At 58.6% G+C, this 19,043-nt stretch carries 19 protein-coding genes and 1 tRNA gene; 13 read left to right on the forward strand and 7 right to left on the reverse strand.

Annotated features, from left to right (window positions below):
• Positions 1-10: 10 nt before the first annotated feature.
• Genes pgaB through pgaD form a run of 3 tightly spaced genes read left to right on the forward strand, consistent with a single transcriptional unit; the run spans position 11 to position 3,785 of the window.
• Positions 11-2,017 carry a poly-beta-1,6-N-acetyl-D-glucosamine N-deacetylase PgaB gene (gene pgaB, locus ACSBQQ_RS00455; protein WP_033648104.1) on the forward strand — a complete coding sequence of 669 codons (2,007 nt, stop codon included), beginning with the start codon at positions 11-13 and terminating at the stop codon, positions 2,015-2,017.
• Positions 2,014-3,348: a poly-beta-1,6-N-acetyl-D-glucosamine synthase gene (gene pgaC, locus ACSBQQ_RS00460; RefSeq protein ID WP_033653713.1), complete on the forward strand. Its 1,335-nt coding sequence runs from the start codon at positions 2,014-2,016 to the stop codon at positions 3,346-3,348. The genes pgaB and pgaC overlap by 4 nt, the downstream gene beginning before the upstream one ends.
• On the forward strand, positions 3,345-3,785 hold the full coding sequence (gene pgaD, locus ACSBQQ_RS00465) for a poly-beta-1,6-N-acetyl-D-glucosamine biosynthesis protein PgaD (RefSeq protein WP_019453806.1): 441 nt from the start codon (positions 3,345-3,347) through the stop codon (positions 3,783-3,785). The genes pgaC and pgaD overlap by 4 nt, the downstream gene beginning before the upstream one ends.
• On the opposite strand, the gene ACSBQQ_RS00470 is transcribed toward pgaD, so the two are convergent.
• A complete protein-coding gene (locus ACSBQQ_RS00470) occupies positions 3,782-4,237 on the reverse strand; it encodes a DUF805 domain-containing protein (protein ID WP_033648102.1) in 456 nt (151 codons plus the stop codon). The genes pgaD and ACSBQQ_RS00470 overlap by 4 nt on opposite strands.
• A gap of 279 nt (positions 4,238-4,516) precedes the next feature.
• On the opposite strand from ACSBQQ_RS00470, the gene mltB reads away from it, so the two are divergent.
• Complete coding sequence (mltB, locus tag ACSBQQ_RS00475; RefSeq protein ID WP_033648101.1) at positions 4,517-5,605, forward strand: lytic murein transglycosylase B; 1,089 nt, start codon at positions 4,517-4,519, stop codon at positions 5,603-5,605.
• A gap of 56 nt (positions 5,606-5,661) precedes the next feature.
• Here the strand turns inward: mltB and ACSBQQ_RS00480 are convergent, their stop codons facing one another.
• Positions 5,662-6,813 (reverse strand): porin, encoded by a 1,152-nt coding sequence (locus ACSBQQ_RS00480; protein ID WP_033648100.1) that lies wholly within the window; start codon positions 6,811-6,813, stop codon positions 5,662-5,664.
• Between the two features lie 396 nt (positions 6,814-7,209).
• On the opposite strand from ACSBQQ_RS00480, the gene ACSBQQ_RS00485 reads away from it, so the two are divergent.
• Genes ACSBQQ_RS00485 through ACSBQQ_RS00495 form a run of 3 tightly spaced genes read left to right on the forward strand, consistent with a single transcriptional unit; the run spans position 7,210 to position 8,776 of the window.
• Positions 7,210-7,500 (forward strand): hypothetical protein, encoded by a 291-nt coding sequence (locus tag ACSBQQ_RS00485; RefSeq protein WP_033635408.1) that lies wholly within the window; start codon positions 7,210-7,212, stop codon positions 7,498-7,500.
• A 46-nt stretch (positions 7,501-7,546) separates the two neighbouring features.
• Positions 7,547-8,470, forward strand: coding sequence for a DMT family transporter (locus ACSBQQ_RS00490; RefSeq protein ID WP_060427692.1), 924 nt, complete (start codon positions 7,547-7,549; stop codon positions 8,468-8,470).
• 3 nt (positions 8,471-8,473) lie between these two features.
• Entirely contained in the window at positions 8,474-8,776 is a 303-nt protein-coding gene (locus tag ACSBQQ_RS00495; RefSeq protein ID WP_033648098.1) for a hypothetical protein, read from the forward strand.
• 11 nt (positions 8,777-8,787) lie between these two features.
• Here ACSBQQ_RS00495 and dsdC read toward each other — a convergent pair whose 3' ends face one another.
• The 3 genes from dsdC to ACSBQQ_RS00510 all read right to left on the reverse strand — a co-directional run bounded on the left by dsdC (position 8,788) and on the right by ACSBQQ_RS00510 (position 12,069).
• A complete protein-coding gene (gene dsdC, locus ACSBQQ_RS00500) occupies positions 8,788-9,717 on the reverse strand; it encodes a DNA-binding transcriptional regulator DsdC (RefSeq protein ID WP_039564894.1) in 930 nt (309 codons plus the stop codon).
• Between the two features lie 469 nt (positions 9,718-10,186).
• The gene (locus ACSBQQ_RS00505; RefSeq protein WP_033648096.1) at positions 10,187-10,438 is read right to left on the reverse strand and encodes a CsbD family protein; all 252 of its coding nucleotides are present in this window, start codon (positions 10,436-10,438) and stop codon (positions 10,187-10,189) included.
• Between the two features lie 134 nt (positions 10,439-10,572).
• Complete coding sequence (locus tag ACSBQQ_RS00510) at positions 10,573-12,069, reverse strand: helix-turn-helix transcriptional regulator (RefSeq protein ID WP_049233962.1); 1,497 nt, start codon at positions 12,067-12,069, stop codon at positions 10,573-10,575.
• A gap of 227 nt (positions 12,070-12,296) precedes the next feature.
• Here ACSBQQ_RS00510 and ACSBQQ_RS00515 point away from each other — a divergent pair, with 227 nt between their 5' ends.
• The 4 genes from ACSBQQ_RS00515 to ACSBQQ_RS00530 all read left to right on the forward strand — a co-directional run bounded on the left by ACSBQQ_RS00515 (position 12,297) and on the right by ACSBQQ_RS00530 (position 16,292).
• Positions 12,297-13,268 carry a hypothetical protein gene (locus ACSBQQ_RS00515; protein ID WP_041036124.1) on the forward strand — a complete coding sequence of 324 codons (972 nt, stop codon included), beginning with the start codon at positions 12,297-12,299 and terminating at the stop codon, positions 13,266-13,268.
• Position 13,269: 1 nt separating this feature from the next.
• On the forward strand, positions 13,270-13,491 hold the full coding sequence (locus tag ACSBQQ_RS00520; protein ID WP_004936288.1) for a hypothetical protein: 222 nt from the start codon (positions 13,270-13,272) through the stop codon (positions 13,489-13,491).
• Positions 13,492-14,196: 705 nt separating this feature from the next.
• Positions 14,197-14,997: a helix-turn-helix domain-containing protein gene (locus tag ACSBQQ_RS00525; RefSeq protein ID WP_039564901.1), complete on the forward strand. Its 801-nt coding sequence runs from the start codon at positions 14,197-14,199 to the stop codon at positions 14,995-14,997.
• A gap of 20 nt (positions 14,998-15,017) precedes the next feature.
• Complete coding sequence (locus ACSBQQ_RS00530; RefSeq protein WP_223182163.1) at positions 15,018-16,292, forward strand: lactonase family protein; 1,275 nt, start codon at positions 15,018-15,020, stop codon at positions 16,290-16,292.
• Between the two features lie 93 nt (positions 16,293-16,385).
• Here ACSBQQ_RS00530 and ACSBQQ_RS00535 read toward each other — a convergent pair.
• Together ACSBQQ_RS00535 and ACSBQQ_RS00540 are read right to left on the reverse strand one after the other, a co-directional pair.
• Positions 16,386-16,460, reverse strand: a tRNA-Arg gene (locus tag ACSBQQ_RS00535).
• A 129-nt stretch (positions 16,461-16,589) separates the two neighbouring features.
• Positions 16,590-17,516, reverse strand: a complete 927-nt coding sequence (locus ACSBQQ_RS00540; protein ID WP_048321848.1) for a formate/nitrite transporter family protein — start codon at positions 17,514-17,516, stop codon at positions 16,590-16,592.
• 220 nt (positions 17,517-17,736) lie between these two features.
• On the opposite strand from ACSBQQ_RS00540, the gene ccmA reads away from it, so the two are divergent.
• Complete coding sequence (gene ccmA / locus ACSBQQ_RS00545; RefSeq protein ID WP_048321847.1) at positions 17,737-18,369, forward strand: cytochrome c biogenesis heme-transporting ATPase CcmA; 633 nt, start codon at positions 17,737-17,739, stop codon at positions 18,367-18,369.
• Positions 18,369-19,028 (forward strand): heme exporter protein CcmB, encoded by a 660-nt coding sequence (gene ccmB / locus ACSBQQ_RS00550; protein ID WP_049212421.1) that lies wholly within the window; start codon positions 18,369-18,371, stop codon positions 19,026-19,028. The genes ccmA and ccmB overlap by 1 nt, the downstream gene beginning before the upstream one ends.
• Positions 19,029-19,043 lie beyond the last annotated feature (15 nt).

The following is a 19,043-nucleotide window of genomic DNA, read 5'->3' on the forward strand; positions in this document are numbered from 1 at the left end:
AGGAATAATCATGCTTATTCGATCTTCGCTTTTCGTGTTGGCCGCGTTGCTGACCACCGCCTGCAGCCAGGCGGACGTGCCGCGCTTCACGCCGCCGGCGGAGCGGCCCGTGGGGCCGATGGAACGCCCGTGGCCGGCCAACCGTTACGCGGTGCTGGCGTATCACGACGTGGAAGACGGCGCGGCGGACCAGCGCTACATGTCGGTGCGCACCAGCGCGCTCAATGAACAGTTCGCCTGGCTGAAGCAAAACGGCTACCAGCCGGTGTCGGTCGAGCAGATCCTGCAGGCGCAAAACGGCGGCCCGGCGTTGCCGAACAAGGCGGTGCTGCTGACCTTCGACGACGGCTACCGCAGCTTCTACAGCCGGGTCTTCCCGCTGCTGAAGGCCTACAACTGGCCGGCGGTGCTGGCGCCGGTCGGCGTCTGGCTGGATGCGCCGGCCGACAAGCCGGTCGATTTCGGCGGCCTGATGACGCCGCGCGATCGCTTCCTCACTTGGCAGCAGGTGCGGGAAGTGTCGGACTCCGGCTTGGTGGAGATCGGCGCGCACACCTACGCTTCGCATTACGGCGGCATCGCTAACCCGCAGGGCAATACCGAACCGGCGGTCGCCAATCGGTTGTACGACGCCAAGCAGGGCCGCTACGAAAGCGAGGCGGAATATCGCCAACGCATCGAGAAGGACGTGGCGTTGATCACCCAGCGCATCACCGCCGCCACCGGCAAGGCGCCGCGCGTCTGGGTCTGGCCGTACGGCGCGGCCGGCGGCGTGGCGCTGGACATCGCGCGCAAGCACGGTTACCGCATGGCGCTGACGCTGGAGAACGGGCTGGCAGACGTCAACGCGCCTGAGAACGTGCCGCGCATGCTGGTGGCCGGCAACCCGTCGCTGACGAGCTTCGCCCAGCAGCTGACGCAGATACAGAACCGGCAGATCATGCGGGTGGCGCACGTCGATCTCGACTACCTTTACGATCCCGATCCGCAGCAGCAGGCCAAAAACCTCGACAAGCTGATCCAGCGCATCTACGACCTGCGCATCAATACCGTTTTCCTGCAGGCGTTCGCCGATCCAAAAGGCGACGGCAACGTGCGCGAGCTCTATTTCCCCAACCGCTGGCTGCCGATGAAGGCCGACCTGTTCAACCGGGTCTCCTGGCAGCTCTCTTCGCGCACCGGCGTGGCCGTGTATGCCTGGATGCCGGTGCTGGCGTTCGAGCTGGGATCTGACGTGCCGCGCGTACAGCGCCTCGATCCGCAAAGCGGGCAGCTGTCGGTAGACGACAAGCAGTACCGCCGCCTGTCGCCGTTCAGCCCGGTGGCGCGCCAGCGCATCGGTGAGATCTACGAGGATCTGGCGGCCCACGCCACCTTCAAAGGGATCCTGTTCCACGACGATGCCCTGCTGTCGGACTTCGAGGACGCCGGCCCCGACGCCGTTGCGGCCTACCGCCAGGCCGGCTTCGCCGATTCGGTGGCGGCGATACGCCAGGATCCGCAGGCGATGGCGCGCTGGACGCGCTTCAAGAGCCGGGCGCTGATCGAATTTACCCAGTCGCTGACCGAGCGGGTGCGGGCGATCCGCGGCCCGCAGGTGCAAACCGCGCGCAACATCTATGCGATGCCGGTGCTCGATCCCGCCAGCGAAGCCTGGTTCGGCCAGAATCTGGCGGATTTCCTGCAGGCCTACGACTGGGTGGCGCCGATGGCGATGCCGCTGATGGAAAACGTGCCGCGCGCCGACAGCGGCCGCTGGCTGGATCAACTGGTGGGCAAAGTGGCCGCTTACCCCGGCGCGCTCGATAAAACGGTGTTTGAGTTGCAGGCCGTCGACTGGCGCAAGGAGCGCCGGATAAGCCTGGATGACGGTCAACTGCTGGCCGAATGGATGCGTCGCCTGCAGCGCAATGGCGCTCAGAGCTTTGGTTATTACCCCGACAACTTCCTCGACGATCGGCCTAAGCTGGATGCCGTTCGCCCGGTGTTGTCCTCAGCCTGGTTCCCACTGCCATGACCGATCGTTTAATTGCCTTATTCATCCTGTGTCTGGTGTTGAGCGTGCCTTTCGGCATCGTCCTGCTGTTTACCGGCGAAGTGCTGCTCAACTTTGTGTTCTTCTGGCCGCTGTTCATGTCCGGCATCTGGATCGCCGGCGGCATCTATTTCTGGCTGCACCGCGAGCGCCACTGGCGCTGGAGCCCGGACATGCCCGCGCCGGTGCTGCCGGGCAACCCGTCGATCAGCGTGCTGATCCCCTGTTTCAACGAAGGGTTGAACGCGCGTGAAACCATTTCGGCGGCGATGGCGCAGCGCTATGAAAATATCGAAGTGATCGCCATCAACGACGGCTCCAGCGATGACACCGCCGAGGTGCTGGACCAGTTGACGCTGGAGTTCCCCCGGCTGCGGGTGATCCATCTGGCGCAAAATCAGGGCAAAGCGATCGCGCTGCAGGCGGGCGCGGCGGCGGCGCGCAGCGAGTATCTGGTGTGCATCGACGGCGATGCGCTGCTGGATCGCGATGCGGCGGCCTATTTGGTGGCGCCGCTGTTGGCCAATCCGCACGTCGGCGCGGTGACCGGCAACCCGCGCATCCGCACGCGCTCCACCCTGATCGGCCGCATCCAGGTCGGTGAGTTTTCGTCGATCATCGGCCTTATCAAGCGCACGCAGCGCGTTTATGGCCGCCTGTTCACCATCTCCGGCGTGGTGGCCGCGTTTCGTAAGCAAGCGCTTACCGATGTCGGTTACTGGAGCCAGGACATGATCACCGAAGACATCGACATCAGCTGGAAACTGCAGCTCAAGCACTGGGCTATCTTCTTCGAACCGCGGGCGCTGTGCTGGATCCTGATGCCGGAGACCCTGCGCGGGCTGTGGAAGCAGCGCCTGCGCTGGGCGCAGGGCGGCGCCGAGGTGTTTTTAAAGAACCTGCGCAACCTGTGGGCCTGGGAGCACCGGCATATGTGGCTGCTGTTCGCCGAGTATTGCCTCTCCACGTTGTGGGCGTTCACTTACCTGGTCAGCGTGCTGATTTTCCTGGTTGGGCTGGCGGTGCCGCTGCCGGAGGGCATCCGCATTCACTCGTTGCTGACGCCGGCGTTTACCGGGCTGGTGCTGGGCGTGGTGTGCCTGCTGCAGTTCACCGTCAGCCTGCTGCTGGAGAAGCGCTATGAGAAGGGCTTCGGCCGCTCGCTGTTCTGGATCATCTGGTATCCGCTGGTGTATTGGCTGCTCAGCCTGCTGACCACGCTGGTGGCGTTTTCCAAAGTGATGTTGAAAGCTCGGCGCGGGCGTGCGCGCTGGATCAGCCCCGATCGGGGCATTGGGAGGATCAAAGAATGACGGACGTCCTGATTTATTCCGAACGCGGCCTGCTGCCGCGCGTGGTAGACAGCCTGCTGACGCTTTTCGCCTGGTGCGGCTTCCTTTATCTGTTCAGCCGCGGCCTGATGTCGGTGATGGATCAGCACGGGGTGGGCTCCGCCCTGTCGCTGCTGGAAGTGATCTCGCTGTACATCATTGTGGCGTTGTTCAATGCCGTCACGCTGATCGCCTGGGCTAAATACAACCAGTATTTCTCCCGTCGCAGGGCGGCCGGCCGCTGGCGGAAACAGCAACAGAACACCCACATCGGCTATATCACGCCCGAGCTGACCCGGCAGCTGCGGCGTTTGCCGATCGCCGTGGTGTCCCATAACAGCGGCGGCGGCATCAGCCAGGTCAGCGGCAGGCTGACGGCGGCCGAACCGGCCGCGAACAAGGTGGTGCAGCTGCGTTAATCGTCAGCGTCGCCGCCCGGCCTGCGGCGCAGCCCGCCCGGCGGCAACAGCAGGGCGCAGATCATGACGGCCAGGCTGAAAAGCGGCAGCCAGCGCGCCACCGGGCCGGGGGAGTAGTTGTTGAGCACCGAGCAAACATAGCACGCCACGGCCAGCGCCCAGCCGGGCAGGCCGATATCGTTGAGCCGAAACGCGGTTTTGGCCATGAACCACGCCACCAGGCCGAAACAGAACAGCGCCCAGACCATGATGCACAGCAGATACAGCAGCACCGAGACGAATTCCTCGGTATCGCCGTGCGCATGGGCGCGAAAATGGTTTTTGTCCAGATAGGTCGACAGAAACGACAGCAGCACGATGCCAACGGCGAAGATCGCCAGCGAGAAAATAAAGGGTTTGCGCGAGATGCGCCCACGGTACAGGTCTTTGGTGAGTTGTCCGAGAGATTCCATCACAGTCCATTGTCGTGATCATTGCGGCGATAGCCGGGTGGCAAGCAGCCGGGCATTTTATCGGGGTAAAAGGGGGCGTCAAGGTGATAATTTTTCTCATTTAGTCGCGGTTGAGATTCCGCGCGGCCGCGCCGGGCGTTCTCTCACCGTGCAAAACGTCACAATTTGGCACGTTTGGCTACCTGGCGCGGTAATTGGCGGCATAATCCTGTTTGTTCGCGTTGAACAATGCATTAACATAACTCCCACTTATCTCTTGCATGGCTATATGGATATCCGATGCGTCACCTGGTTGCGCTTTTACCGCTGATTACCTTGCTTGCTGCCTGTAGCAGCACGCCGAAACCCAGTACCACCGCTACGCCGCAGGGCACCCCGGTAAAGGGCGGCTTTTTGCTGAGCCCGGCGCACAGCGGCGCGCCGCTGGGTGGAGATTTCGCCAATAACCCGAATACCGCACGCTTTATCGATAAGATGGTGCGGGAACATGGCTTTGATCGACAGCAGCTGCACGACGTGCTGGCGCAGGCTCGGCGCCTGGATTCGGTGCTGCGGCTGATGGACAGGCAGGCGCCGAAACCGTCTACCCAGGGGCCTACCGGCCCGAACGGTTCCTGGCTGCGCTACCGCAACAAGTTCATCACGCCGGATAACGTGCAAAACGGCGTGGTGTTCTGGAATCAATATCAGGATGCGCTGCAGCGGGCCTGGCAGGTGTACGGCGTGCCGCCGGAGATCATTGTGGGGATTATCGGCGTGGAGACCCGCTGGGGTCGCGTAATGGGTAAAACCCGCATTATCGATGCGCTGGCGACGCTGGCCTTCAACTACCCGCGCCGCGCCGATTACTTCGCCGGCGAGCTGGAAACCTTCCTGCTGATGTCGCGTACCGAGGGCGACGATCCGCTCGAACTGCGCGGCTCCTTCGCCGGCGCGATGGGCTATGGGCAGTTCATGCCGTCTTCCTTCAAGAGCTATGCGGTCGACTTCAACGGCGATGGTCATATCAACCTGTGGGATCCGGTCGATGCCATCGGTAGCGTGGCCAATTACTTCAAGGCGCACGGTTGGTCCAAAGGCGAGCCGGTCGCGATTCAGGCCAACGGCCAGGCGCCGGGATTGGAAAACGGCTTCAAGACCCGCTACTCGGTCGCTGCGCTGGCGGAAGCCGGCCTAAGCCCGCAGGGTTCGCTCGGCGACAATCAGGAAGCCAGCCTGCTGCGGCTGGACGTCGGCACCGGCTACCAGTATTGGTACGGCCTGCCGAACTTCTACGTCATCACCCGCTATAACCACAGCACCCACTACGCCATGGCGGTATGGCAGCTGGGCGAAGCGGTAGGGCGTTCGGCGCGCGGCGGCTTCTGACGCTGCTTCAATAACGAAAAAGGCCGCTTGCGCGGCCTTTTTTACGTGCGGAACAATCAGAAATCGTAGCGCAGACGCACCACGGTCATATCGCCGAGGTTGTCGGTGCTCGATGTCAGCACGTGCTCTACGTCAACGCGGAAGCCGTAGTCAAACTGTACGGTCACCCCGAGGCCGTTGTCGATGCGCTGGTAGTTGCGGCCGGTGACGTATTCCAGGCGATCGCCCATAAAGTACGGCATTACCGATTTCACCGCGTACTGGCCCACCGGCACGGTATAACCGGCCAGGTATTCGATACCCCAGGCATCGCCGGCGAAGTAATTGTTGATGTCGGTTTTCTTGGTGGTCAGGAAGTCGTGGTAGTAACCGCCGCCGAAAGTCAGCGTCCAGTTGTCCGGTTTCCAGCTGAGGGCGGTGCCGACGATGTGCTGATCGTAGCTCTTGCTGCCGCTGGTGGACGGATTGCGCATTTCGGCGCGGGTGTAGTTCCAGGCGGTGCCCCAGGTCAGATCCTGCGTGATGTGGTAGTCCACGCCCAGTGAGCCGCCGCCTTTGCGCTTATAGCGCAGGCCGTTGCCCGGCAGGTAGTCGCTGTCGCTGAACAGGTACGAGGCATAAACGTCCGCATCGCCGAAGCGGTTCTTGTACTTCAGCATCTTGCGTGAACGGTAAGAGCCGTCGTAGTCGCCGTTGATGCCGTTGCCCGGCGCCTGGGCCAACATGTCGTAGTCCCAGATATCGGTCTTGGCGCCCACCACGTCATAGTAAACGCTGTTCTGCTGGCCGAAGGTCATCTGGCCCCAGGTGTTGCTTTTCAGGCCGGTGTACAGCATGCGGCGGCTGGTGTTTCTCGCGCCGTCGGCATAGTGGTGATCCCAGTCGAACAGCGCCGGAATGTTCACGCCCAGCTCGTAGTAGCTGATCCAGCTGATATCGTCGAACAGGTAGTAGTCCGCCGCGAAACGGAAGCGGGTGCCGCCGTCGAAGCCGTTACGCTTGTAGGAACCCTTGTCGCCGTCGCCCGTCATGTTGTTGAACTGTGGACGGATGCTGCCGCCAACGGTGAAGTTCAGGCGGCTGAGCGGATCGCCGGCCTGCGGATCCTGCTTCAGCAGGGTGATTTCCGCCTGAGCGGCGAACGACGCGCTGCCGATCGCCAGACCCAGCGCCACCGCTTGAGTCAATACGCGCAATTTGATTGCCATGTGTTATCCCTGTTTTATGTATGACCGCCCCATCAGCGCCGCCAAGCCGATGTTTTGCGCAGAACGCTGCGTTTTCACGCATTTTGACGGTTTTTTTGGTGTTTTAGCGGCGGGCGGCATTTTTAACATAAACAGTGACATAAAGAATTACTTTTCTTGCTAATTATTGGCCGGTTTTTGACCATTCCGTGCGGTGCAAAGGGCCGCTGTTCATGTTTCTCGATTCGGATGAATTCATCTAACGCCAAGGTTTATATTTTTCATTTGTCAGTCACCGGCGCCAGCCTGTAATTTCATCCGTGCAAGAGATAATAAATTTGAGTCTTTCGCCGGCGTATTAACGTCAGCCTTTGTCTGCGTAATCGGCCGGCATGAATAAGCGATTGGGAGGTCGCCATGAGAAACCTGTTAATGTTATTAGTGGGGCTGTTTTCACTGCCGGCGATGGCGGCGGAGTCGCACGTTTGTCATTCTCAAGCCTATGATTATGCAGAGGTTAGCAAGCTTAGGTTGTCGGATGATACCCTGTTCACCTGCCGCGACGTGGGGCGCCTGACGATCCCTGAATTAGCGCGAAAAGGATGGAAGGTGATTCATTTGGCGCAGCAAACCGAATATACCGACTCCGTCGACAGCGACGGTGAAGTTATTAAGCTTTACCAGGAAATCGTGGTGTATAAAGAATAACGCGACGGTAGCCCGTTATTATTTCAACGGCGGCGAGAACTCTATTATGAATGCGAGAATCGGAATCGACGGCAGGGCTGCCGCCACGATGGTGATGCTATGCGCCATCTGGGGAATGCAACAGGTGGCAATCAAGGCCGCCGAGCCGGATGTGTCGGCGGTGCTGCAAATCGCCATTCGCTCGGGTCTTGCCGCGCTGGCGGTTTACCTGCTGGCGCGCGGCTGCGGCGAGCGCTTCACCTGGGATCGCGCCACGCTGTGCGCCGGTTTGAGCGTGGGGGCATTGTTCGCGCTGGAGTTCTTTTTTGTCTCCGCAGGGCTGCGTTACACCAGCGCCTCGCATATGGCGGTGTTTTTGTACACCGCGCCGCTGTTTTCCGCCCTTGGCCTGCATTTTCTCCTTCCTCAGGAGCGCCTGTCGCCGGTGCAGTGGCTGGGCATGCTCATCGCCTTTGGCGGCGTGGTGCTGGCCATATCGGGCATGGCTGAGGGAAGCGGCGGAGCCGAACGGCTGAAAGGCGATCTCTACGGCCTGCTGGCGGGGATCGCCTGGGGAGCTTCTACCCTGGTGATCCGCACCACGCGCCTGGCGGAGTGCCCGGCCAAACAGACGCTGTTGTTTCAGTTGACGGGCGCCTGTGTGCTGTTGTCGTTGCCGGCGCTGGCGACGGGAAACCTGCATTTCACCCTGAGCCCGGTGGCCTGGTACAGCCTGCTGTTCCAGACCGTGGTGGTGTCATTTTTCAGCTACCTGATCTGGTTTTCGCTGCTGCGCCGTTATCAGGCTTCCTCGCTGGGCATTCTCACCTTTATGACGCCGGTATTCGGCATCCTGGCGGGGGGCGTCATTCTCGGCGAGCCGTTGCAAATTGAGTTTGTATTGGGTGCCGTGCTGATCGTGCTGGGATTAATCGTGGTGAGTTGTTCTTATCTTATTTATTTTGACAGAAGGGTGGCACCCAAAATATAAATTATGGATGTTGATGTACAAAACTACCAAATAAGCTGCGAAAGCCAATTCATTATTCAGCTGCAAATATCCCGCTATGCCTGGGGCGTGCCGCTGATTACGCTCAGCGACAACGGTGATTTTACCGTGATAAGAAGCCGAGGCTGGTCGAGGTTGGCTAATGGGATGCAATTGGAGGTTTATTATTTTGCCAATAATGCCCTGTTGGCCTGGGATAAAAACCGCAAATATATCTCTTATTCAAAGGCCGGCCGGCTCTACGCCTGCGCGCTGAATTTTTCTTATTCCCCCAAAATAGAGCGCTAACCCTCTGGCCATCAGACCAGAGGGGCGATTTTCATGATCCACTGTTTAAACGCGAGGATTTTCGGCCACTGCCGCTCGGAGATGGTCGAGGTAAAATAGCAGTGCTCGCAGGGCACGGTCATGTCGGTGAACGGAATGATCAGCTCGCCGCTTTTGATCCAGTCCTGCACCAGATTGAGCCGCCCCATGGCGACGCCAAGGTGCCGCGTGGCGGCCAGCACCGCGAGATCGGAGCGGTCGAACTCCATGCTCTTGCTGTCGGTATCCAGCCCCAGCGCAAAGTGTTGCGACCAGGTTTGCCACTCGTCTTCGCCGGAGTTGTAGCGATCGTGCAGCAGCGTGCAGTGGGCCAAATTTTCCGGCGCATCGTACAGGCTATGTGCGGCGGCGTACTGCGGCGTACAGATCGGCACCATCGATTCCTGCATAAAGGCCTCGTCCAGATGCCGGCCCGAGGGCAGTTTGCCGAAGTACATCGCCAAGTCCACGCCGCGGTTGGCCAGGTTGATGATCTCCTGCCCGGTCAGAATGTTGAGGTGAATGGTGGGGTGCTGGGCGATAAAGTCGCCGATGCGCGGCAGCAGCAGGCATTGCACCAGAGACGGGTGCGAGTAGAGGGTCAGGGTGCCCGTCAGCTCGCGATTCTTGATGTCCAGAATTTCCTGATTCAGCGTGTTGAAGGAGCTGTCCAGCGCCCATTGCATGCGCTCGCCCTCCGGCGTCAGGGTAATTCTGCGATGAAAGCGCTGGAATAGCAGAAAACCCAACTCCTTTTCGAGCAAATTAATGCGATGGCTTACGGCGCTGGGGGTGATCGACAATTCTTGCGCCGCCAGCGCAAAAGATAAATGACGGGCGACGCATTCGAAAGTATGCAGCCGGGAAAATTGATAGCTGGTCAGCGGGGTGGCCCGCTGTGAATGTTTTTTAGTGGGGAACATGCTATTTCTCCGTGCGCGCAATGCAGCAATATTAACATTTAATGGAGAGGAGGATAAACCCAGTTTGACGAATGGAGTCGAATTTTAACCTGATGGTTTTAATGATGTTGAGGGTAAGCCGATTTATTGCATCAAGACCGTAAATAACCGCCGATGGGTTTGGGTTGAGAAGACGATAAAAATCAGGAGTACGCGAGGAAAATAAAATGGCTGTCGTTAAGCAGTGAGTAAAGGCGGCGTGCGACGGTATGAAAAAGAATCCCGTCTATTCCATGAGGGATATCGCCGTTTCGCTATAATAACCCGATGCCGCTGAATAGCCGTTAATCATCATTGTCGGCGTAACGGATGAATAAATCGATAAGGCCATATGCCCGCACGGCATTGCCCGTTGGCCGATAGCACCGCGCCCGGTTGTCGTTAACCGGGCGCGGCGTTCAGGGAAAAGCGGTTTGCTCGCCGGTGCGTATCAACGGCGGCGCAGCAGCAGGCCGGTCAACAGGCCAGCGCCGGCAATGAGGGCTAATGCGGCGAGGGGATTTTTCTTCATCATGCTGCCGGCGCAGCTCAGGGCATCGCCGTATTTTTCTTGCAGCGCGCCCGCTGCATAGCGCGTGGCGCCTTCGGCCTGCAAACGTGGGTTTCCGGTGACGTCGCCCGCCATTTCCTGCGCCTTGCCCGCCACTTTTTCCATCATGCCATTGGCTTTTTCGCTGTTCATTGTGATGCGCTCCTAAGGTTCGATCCGTTTGGCTTCCGCACAGGGCGAAAGCCTGCATTTGCACCTCCATGTTATGCACTTCACTTTGTGCCTATAAGGGGCGTTTGCATCGGTGCGGATAGTGCATTTGCAGGCTACTTGCCGTTCCTGGCGGCCAGCCCGCCGGTAAACAGCCCGCGTTCTCTGGCCCAGACGATGGCTTCGCTACGGCTGTGCACGCCAAGCTTGGAATAGACCGTCGCGACATGGTTGCGAATGGTGTTGAGCGCCAGATTGAGACGCGCCGCGATTTTCTTGTCCGGCAGCCCCTCGCAAATCAACTCCAGCACATCGCGCTCGCGCGGCGTGAGATCGCTGGCGGTCAATCCGGCCTGGTCGGGCCGGTTGATGCTTTTCACGTTGGCCAGTTTTTCAATCAGGGTTTGGCTGAACCAGGAGGCGTCCTGCATCACTTCTTCGATGGCGCTGACCAGCTCCAGCTCCGAGCGTTTGCGTTCGGTAATATCCATGAGCACCAGCAGGTAGCAGGGCGCATTGTGGATGCTGACGGCATCCGCCGAGGCCACGCAGTCGATCGACTCGCTCCCTTTCTTGCGCACCCGGATGTCCAGCCCTTCGACGTTGCCGCTTTTTTCCAGCGCGGCAAACAAACGGCGGTTCGCCTCGGGATCGTCAATAAACGGGATCTCATCGATCGTCTTGCCGATCAAGGCTTCGGCGTCGTACTCGGTGGTGCGGGTGAAGGCTTCGTTGACGTCCAGCACGCGCCGCTCGTGCGCGGTACACAGCAACGTCGGCACCGGGCTCAGGCGAAATGCCTTGGCGAACCGCTCTTCACTTTCCCGCAGCGCCGATTCCGCCTGGCGCCGGGGTTCGAGATCGGTAAAAGTGAACAGCATGCAGTCGTCTTCATTGATGTCCAGCGGTTGGCCGGCAACTACCACCAGCTTGCTTCCGCCACCGGGCAGTTTCAGCTCGGCCTCCATTTGCGGAATGGTGGCGCCTTCCCCCAGGCGCTGTATCGCCAAATCTTTGTGCTCCGCCTGTTCCAAAACGTCGAGTTCATAAACCGAACGGCCCATGACCTGTTCACGCTGGTAACCGGTCATATCGAGGAACCCCTGATTGACCTTGACGTAGCGCAGGTCGCTTAGCCGACAAATGACCGCCGGCGCCGGATTGGCGTTGAAGGTTTTTTCAAAGCGCTGTTCGGCGCTGGCCCACTCCGTCGCGTCGCTCAGGATCAGCGCCAGCAGCTCCGGTTGCCCCTGCGCATCGGTGATAATCAGGCTCCGCAGGCGGTGCACCCAGAAGCTGTTCGGATCGTCGGCCTGCCGAACCTCCACCACCACATCGGTGAAGGTCTCGCCATCGGCAACCCGGTTCAGCGGATACTGTTCCAAAGCCAGCGGATGATTGTTGCGATAGCGCAGGGCAAAACGCGCCGCGTACTCGCCGGCATTGGCCCCCAGGGCTTTCTGATGACTCACGCCATGCATGGCCAACGCGGCCTCGTTGGCCCAGAGCAGCGTTCGATCGGTATCCGTCAGGATCACGCCGTCGGACAAGCCGGAGATGATTTGCTGCAGGTGGCCGCGGTGGGTTTCGCTGGCCAGGACGGATTGGCTCATGTGTTCTCCGCTAGACTGAAGGGAGCGGCCTCTGACCGGGGCCGCGGGTTACGCTACTCGCTGAGCAGCTTAGTGCATAACGTGCGTATTCGCAGGGTGTGAATGCACTAGTCATTCTGGCGCAAATGAACCGGGACGGCCGACGACGCCGCGCGGCAGACTGCATCTGTCTGCGCGGTTATCCGCCGTGCGTGCAATCACTTGTCCAGAAAATATAAGGAACAACGATGACCACTGTCTATGAATCAAATCGCTTTGCGTTTCAGGTGTCATGGGGCTCGATATTGGCCGGGAGTGCCGTGGCGCTGGTGACTTATCTGATCTTCAGCGTGCTGGGCACGGCTATCGGCGCCCAGGCCGTGGATATGATGCAAAAGGGTAACCCGCTGAGCGGCTTTGGCACCGGCACCGGGATCTGGCTGCTGGTTTCAACGCTGGCGTCGCTGGCCGCAGGCGCGTTCGTCGCCGGCCGCACCGCACCGAACCGCGGCGGCTTGCATGGCCTGCTGAGCTGGGCGATCACCACCTTGCTGACCACCTGGCTGGTGGTTTCATTGGCGAGTGGCGTGGTGGGGCTGGCGGGCAGCGCGGTGGGCAAAGGGCTTTCGCTGGCGGGCAGCGGCCTGGCGGCGGCGGCGCCAAACGTGGGCGAAGGCCTCAAGCAACAGCTGGATAAAAAGGGCATCAGCCTTGACTGGGGAAGCCTGGAAAACCAGTTGAACGCCACGCTCAAGCAGACCGGCAAGCCGGAACTGGATCCGGCTCGGTTGGAACAGAAGGCCGATAGGGCGACCGCCGACGGCAAGCAATCGGCCATGGACGCGGCTGCCGATCCGGCGCAGGCCGCCTCCGAGCTCAAGCAGTGGTTCGACCGCGTCAAGCAGTCCGGTGAGCCGACGTTGAGCGCCGCCGACAAGGATGCGCTGGTGAATATCGTTGCGGCGCGCACCGGCAAAAGCCGCGATGAAGCGAGCCAAATCGTCGATAACTATGCTCAGGCTTACCAGCAGGCGGTGCAGAAAGTGGAAAAACTCAAGGCCGAGGCCGAGCAGAAAGCGCGTGAAGCGGCCGACGAAGCGGCCAAACAGCTGTCGCGCGCCGCTTGGGGTTCGCTGTTGATGCTGCTGTTGGGCGCCGCGCTGAGCGCCGGCGTGGGGCGGATTGCCGAATCAACCCGCCGCACTGTCGCGGTAAGTTGAGATGAAAAAAAACCTGTCGTGCATCTCGCTGAATTATCGAAAAGTAGCGGGGGCCTCTGCTCCCGTGCTCGTCATCGACTTTTGCAACGAGAATAACGAGCGCTACACCCTGCGCTACAACCTGCCGCCGGATACCCCGGAACGCACCGAGCGGCGGGTATCTTTGCTGCTGTATCTGTTGCGCAAGCACAGATCCGCAGAGATCGACAACCTGGCTGATTAATCAGGTCGTTAATGAAAGGCCCGGCCTTATAGGCTGGGCTTTTTACTGGGCAATCAGGCTATTCTGGCAACAACGCACGGTGCGAGTCGGCACGAGGCTTTTACGTTGGAGGGCCGGTGGTTCACGGTGGGCAAAGTAGCGCCCCAATTGGCGTGGAGGGTAAAATAGGGCATCGAGCAAGATGTGTTAAAACATCGGTTCTTCTCAGCGCAGGAAAAAAGATAAAAGAAGCTCCCTATTACGATCTGTGATTTTCTGGCCCGATGTTCAGAAAATGAGCCTGTCCCTATCTTCTTTTCAAACGCTGCTCATGCTTTTATTTATTAGCCTCAATAAGTTTTATCAGTCAGCCTGATTATAAAATGCATTTTAATTTGCAATGATGAAATTCCTATTTGGTCATGCAATTGGGATACAAAAAAACACTTTAAGATAAAACAATTAACATAAAGTGTGATTTGCCACGGCGGGGCAAATGCATCTTTAATGGATGCACTTTGCGTGGCGCATTTTTTATTCGCGTGTTTTTCGTAAGCGTATTTATATAACATGATCATTTTCAGTTATTTATATGATGACTTTTCCCATGCCGTAAAAATGGCGTTGTCAGGGTGATTTTTTTTAGGATTAATCTTAATGACTTGATTTGGTTGGTTAACGATTTTAATGAAAAGGACACAATTTTTATAAAAGCAAGGAGCGCGTATGGACTATCGAAAAGATATTCTTTTACAGGTGTTAGAGTATATGGAGAAGAATATTATAGAGGGACTTTCTGTTGAGAAAGTGTCTATTATCTCGGGTTACTCTAAATGGCATTTACAGCGGCTGTTTAAACATTATTTTGGCATTACGTTAGGGACTTATATCAGAAACAGAAAGCTGAGCCGATCCGCAATCTTGCTTAAACAACATCAAGGGAACATATTGGATGTCGCCTTGGCATCGGGCTTTGCCTCTCAGCAATGTTACACGCGGGCGTTTAAACGTTTCTTTGGCGAAACGCCCAACAGCTTTAGGAACAGCCAGGGATGGGATTTTTCCACCCAGATCCCACCGTATGGCACTGACAAGAAACCCTATTTTTATCACACGGTCATGCCGGATGATATCGAGCTGTTAAAGCAGTACAAGGCATTGATCTTCCATTCCATAAGGAAATACAGAGATGCCGGTGACATTACGCAGACTAATGAGAAATGGTTAAGCAAGCATGGGAAGGCTTATCGTGCGGAAAACAACAGAGCGGGAAAATGGCATTCAAACGGTAAGGAGCAAGAGGTTTTTCATTCTATCTTCAATTTCTACATACCCAGAGGGAAATATATTGTCATCCCCTTTATGGGTGAGTTGTCTGAGTACATTGATTTTTTTGCAGATATCTATGACGCCTATCTGCCGGCTATCAATGTCAAGGTGAGAGAAAGTTTTTTTATCGAACTATATAGACATGAGCATTTACACAGTCGCGTCGTCAATGTCGATATACTTATTCCTGTGGCGTAGCGTTGAGAAAAGGAAACATCATGAGTATAGAGAAATCCACCGATTCGATGAATAAGCGTCATTATGCGCGCCGTATGCTACCTTTGACATTGTCTGTGTCTGGCGGAGCGAGCGTGGCCGGTTTAGCCAGACAGGCCATTCAATTCGCGTTGGCATTAACTCTTTTCATGTTTTCAGGAAATGCGATGGCAAATAATCGGGAGCATCAGCAAATAGCGTTAGTCGGCACCTGGACCCATATTCCGGATGCGCCTGCGGTGCAGAAACCGGCGCACCCCAGTGAAGGCCTCTATCGTCTGGCGGTTAATGGCGACGGCACATTAACGCTGCTCGACGTGATTAAAATGAAAAGCCCGTCATGGATCGTAAAATCTCGCGATGGCCGTTTCGCCTATGTCACCAATGAGGAGAACGCGGGAACGGTCACTGCCTTGGCGATAGACAAAGACGGCGCCGTGCGGGTGCTGAATACGGTGAGCAGCGCGGGCCGGCAGCCGACGCATGCCACCCTCAGCCCGGATGGCAAGTTTCTATTTGTCGCCAACTACTCCGTCGCCAAAGGCGGCGCGGGGGTGACGGTATTACCGATTGGCGGCGACGGCAAACTGGGGGAACGGGTGCAGCATTTTCCGTTCACGCCCGGCTCCGGCGCCGTGCAGGGGCGCCAGGAAGGGGGCCATGCGCACTCCACCACCTTCAGCCTCGATGGCCAATACCTGTACGCGGCGGATCTCGGCGGGGACAAGCTGCGCGCCTACCGCTATCGCTCGGGCAACGCGCAGCCGTTGCAAGCGGATGCTTCGCGCGATGTCGCCTTCGCACCCGGCGCCGGCCCACGGCACATGGCGTTCTCGCCAGAAGGGGAATACGCCTACGTCATCACTGAAATGGCGAGTGAAATCGAGGTGTTTGCCGTCAGCGACCATCGATTGACGCGGCAAGGGAAGGTGAAACTGAACGGCGGGCAGGATTCAGCGGAGGCGAAAAGCGGTGGGGCAATAATCCTCAGCCCGAGCGGCAGATATCTTATTGCCACCAATCGCGGTGCCGATAACCACCTGCTGGTATTAAAAATTGGCGAGGATGGGCTGCCAGATGTGCCAACGCGCTATGAGGCCGGCGGTATTGAGCCGCGTGCGCTCGCTTTCGATGCCGGCGGTAACCATCTCTATGTGACGAATGTGTTTACCAATACCGTTATGTTGTTCGATTTCGATGATGAGAAGGGCGAGTTGCAGGCCAGAGGGCAGGCGACGACGGTTTCTACTCCGACGGATATTAAGTTTTTTAATTAATGCCAATCATAACGCTCGGGGGAAACCGGCTCTGAACGGGGGAAAAGGGGAATTGCGGGTGCAGATGATGGGGAATGGCTGGATAAGAAAGAATGGCGTCCCCGACTGGAATCGAACCAGTAACTAGCCCTTAGGAGGGGCTTGTTATATCCGTTTAACTACGGGGACGCTGCGGGTCGGCAACCGAAGCTGCCGGGGCATTATACCTTTTTTTACCCGCAGAATAAGCGCTTAGCGGCGCGTTTGCTCAATACCTCGCCAGTTCATGCCGAAATTTCCTCGGCTAACCGACGGCGATCACGGTTTTTCCCCGCCGTGGCACCGTTTTTCCTCTTGCAGGCGCGCCGCCCGGTTTTTGGCGCTCAAATCGTTGCGGATCTGCGCGTGGCTTATCAGCGCAAAGATAAAGGTGCCGCCGATGATGTTGCCCGCCAGCGTCGGCAGGGCGAACGGGTAAATGAATTCTTGCCATTCAATCGCGCCGTTGAACACCAGATAGAGGATCTCGACAGAGCCGACCACGATATGGGTCAGATCGCAAATCGCCACCAGGTAGGTCATCAGTACGATCACCCAGATTTTCGCCGCGCCGGCGGCCGGGAACATCCACACCATGGTGGCGATGATCCAGCCGGCCAGGATGCCGTTGGCGAACATTTCTCCCGGCGTATGGCGCATCACCTCTTCGCCCAGGCTGATGAAGGCGCCGCGCGTCTCGGCGTCGAACAGCGGCATATGGGTAAACGCCAGCGCCGCCAGCCCGGTGCCGATCAGGTTGCCGAGCAGCACCACGCCCCACAGGCGCAGCAGGATCAGCAGGTTGCGCGGCGTGGGTTTATGCATGATTGGCAATACCGCCGTGACGGTATTTTCGGTAAACAGCTGCTGGCGCGCCATGATGACAATGATGAAACCGAAGGTGTAGCCGAGGTTCTCGATGAAAAAGCGGCTGGGATCGTCCGGCAGGCGGGCGTGGAAAATGCCCTTTGCCGCCAGCGAGGCGCCCATCGACAGCCCGGCGGCGATCGCCGACCACAGCAATGCCAGCCAGTCGCGCTCCAGCTCTTTTTCGCCTTCCATCCGGATCTGTTCATGCACCGCCGCCGCGCGCGAAGGCAGATTTTCTTCCCTGACTTCGATTTCGCGCTTGCCCTGTTCCTGTTCTTCGCTCTCTACCTGCATCGTCTCATCCAGCTCGTGCTCCTGGCGTCGCTGTTCGTTCATGCTGTCGCTCCTGCTTCATAAGGGTGAGTTCACGTCATTAAGCGTAGTTAAATGCGGCGAAATACAGAAAAAGGTAACAAGAGTTAAAATCCGCCGATTTTTTCCACGCATTCTTGATCCTGCTCGCCATATTGGCCCGTCGGCGCGCCCGCCGCGGGCTGCGTGCGGGGAAAGGCTTATGCTATGATTCGCTATCCCAAAGAAAAATATGAGTTCCCCGATGCTGGAAGCCAAAAGTCTGAGTTGCGTGCGCGATGAGCGCATCCTGTTTAGCGAGCTAAGCTTTTCAGTTCAGCCGGGCGATATCATTCAGGTAGAAGGGCCGAACGGCGCGGGCAAGACCAGTTTACTGCGCATTCTCGCCGGCCTGGCGCGGCCGGACGGCGGCGAGGTGTGCTGGCGCGGGCGCAACACGCTGCGCGATCGCGCGAATTACCAGCAAGATTTGCTGTTTATCGGCCATCAGCCCGGCATCAAAGCCGTATTGACGCCCTTCGAAAATCTGCAGTTTTATCAGGCGGTGCGCGGCGCGGCCGAGCATCAGGCCATCTGGCGCGCGCTGGAGCAGGTGGGGCTGGTGGGTTACGAAGATCTGCCGGTGGCGCAGCTTTCCGCCGGGCAGCAGCGGCGCGTGGCGTTGGCGCGGCTGTGGCTCAGCGCGGCGCCGCTGTGGATCCTCGATGAACCGCTGACGGCGATCGACAAACAGGGCGTGGCCGAGTTGATTAGCCTTTTTGAACAACATGCGCAGCGGGGCGGCATGGTATTGTTGACCACCCATCAGGATTTGGCCAGCGTCGGCCAAACGGTGGGCAAAATTCGTTTGGCGGAACACGACGCGGGGAGTTTGTGATGTTTTTGACCCTGGTGCGCCGCGAACTGAAGATCGCCTGCCGTACAGGCTCGGAGATTGTCAACCCGCTGTGGTTTTTCCTGATAGTGATCACGCTGTTCCCGTTGGGGATTGGCCCGGAGCCGCAGCTGCTGGCGCGCATTGCGCCGGGCATCGTGTGGGTGGCGGCGCTGCTGGCCTCGCTGCTGTCGCTGGAGCGGCTGTTTCGCGATGATTTCCTCGATGGCTCGCTGGAGCAGCTGTTGCTGCTGCCGACGCCGCTGCCGATGACGGTGCTGGGCAAAGTGTGTGCTCACTGGGTCTTGACGGGTCTGCCGCTGCTGATCCTGTCGCCGCTGGTGGCGCTGCTGCTGTCGCTCGATATGCAGACCTGGCTGGCGGTGGCGGGGACGCTGCTGCTCGGCACGCCGACGCTGAGCCTGATCGGCGCTATCGGCGTGGGGTTGACGGTCGGCCTGCGCAAAGGGGGCGTGCTGCTCAGCCTGCTGGTGCTGCCGCTGTATATTCCGGTGCTGATCTTCGCCACCGGGGCGATCGACGCCGCTTCGATGGGCATGCCGATCGACGGTTACCTGGCGATACTCGGCGCGATGCTGGCGGGCAGCGTGACATTGGCGCCGTTTGCCACCGCGGCGGCGCTGCGAGTGAGCGTACACTAGCTAACGTATTGAATG

It is taken from the genome of Serratia sp. G204Y (genome assembly GCF_051172435.1).
GTDB lineage: Bacteria > Pseudomonadota > Gammaproteobacteria > Enterobacterales > Enterobacteriaceae > Serratia > Serratia sarumanii.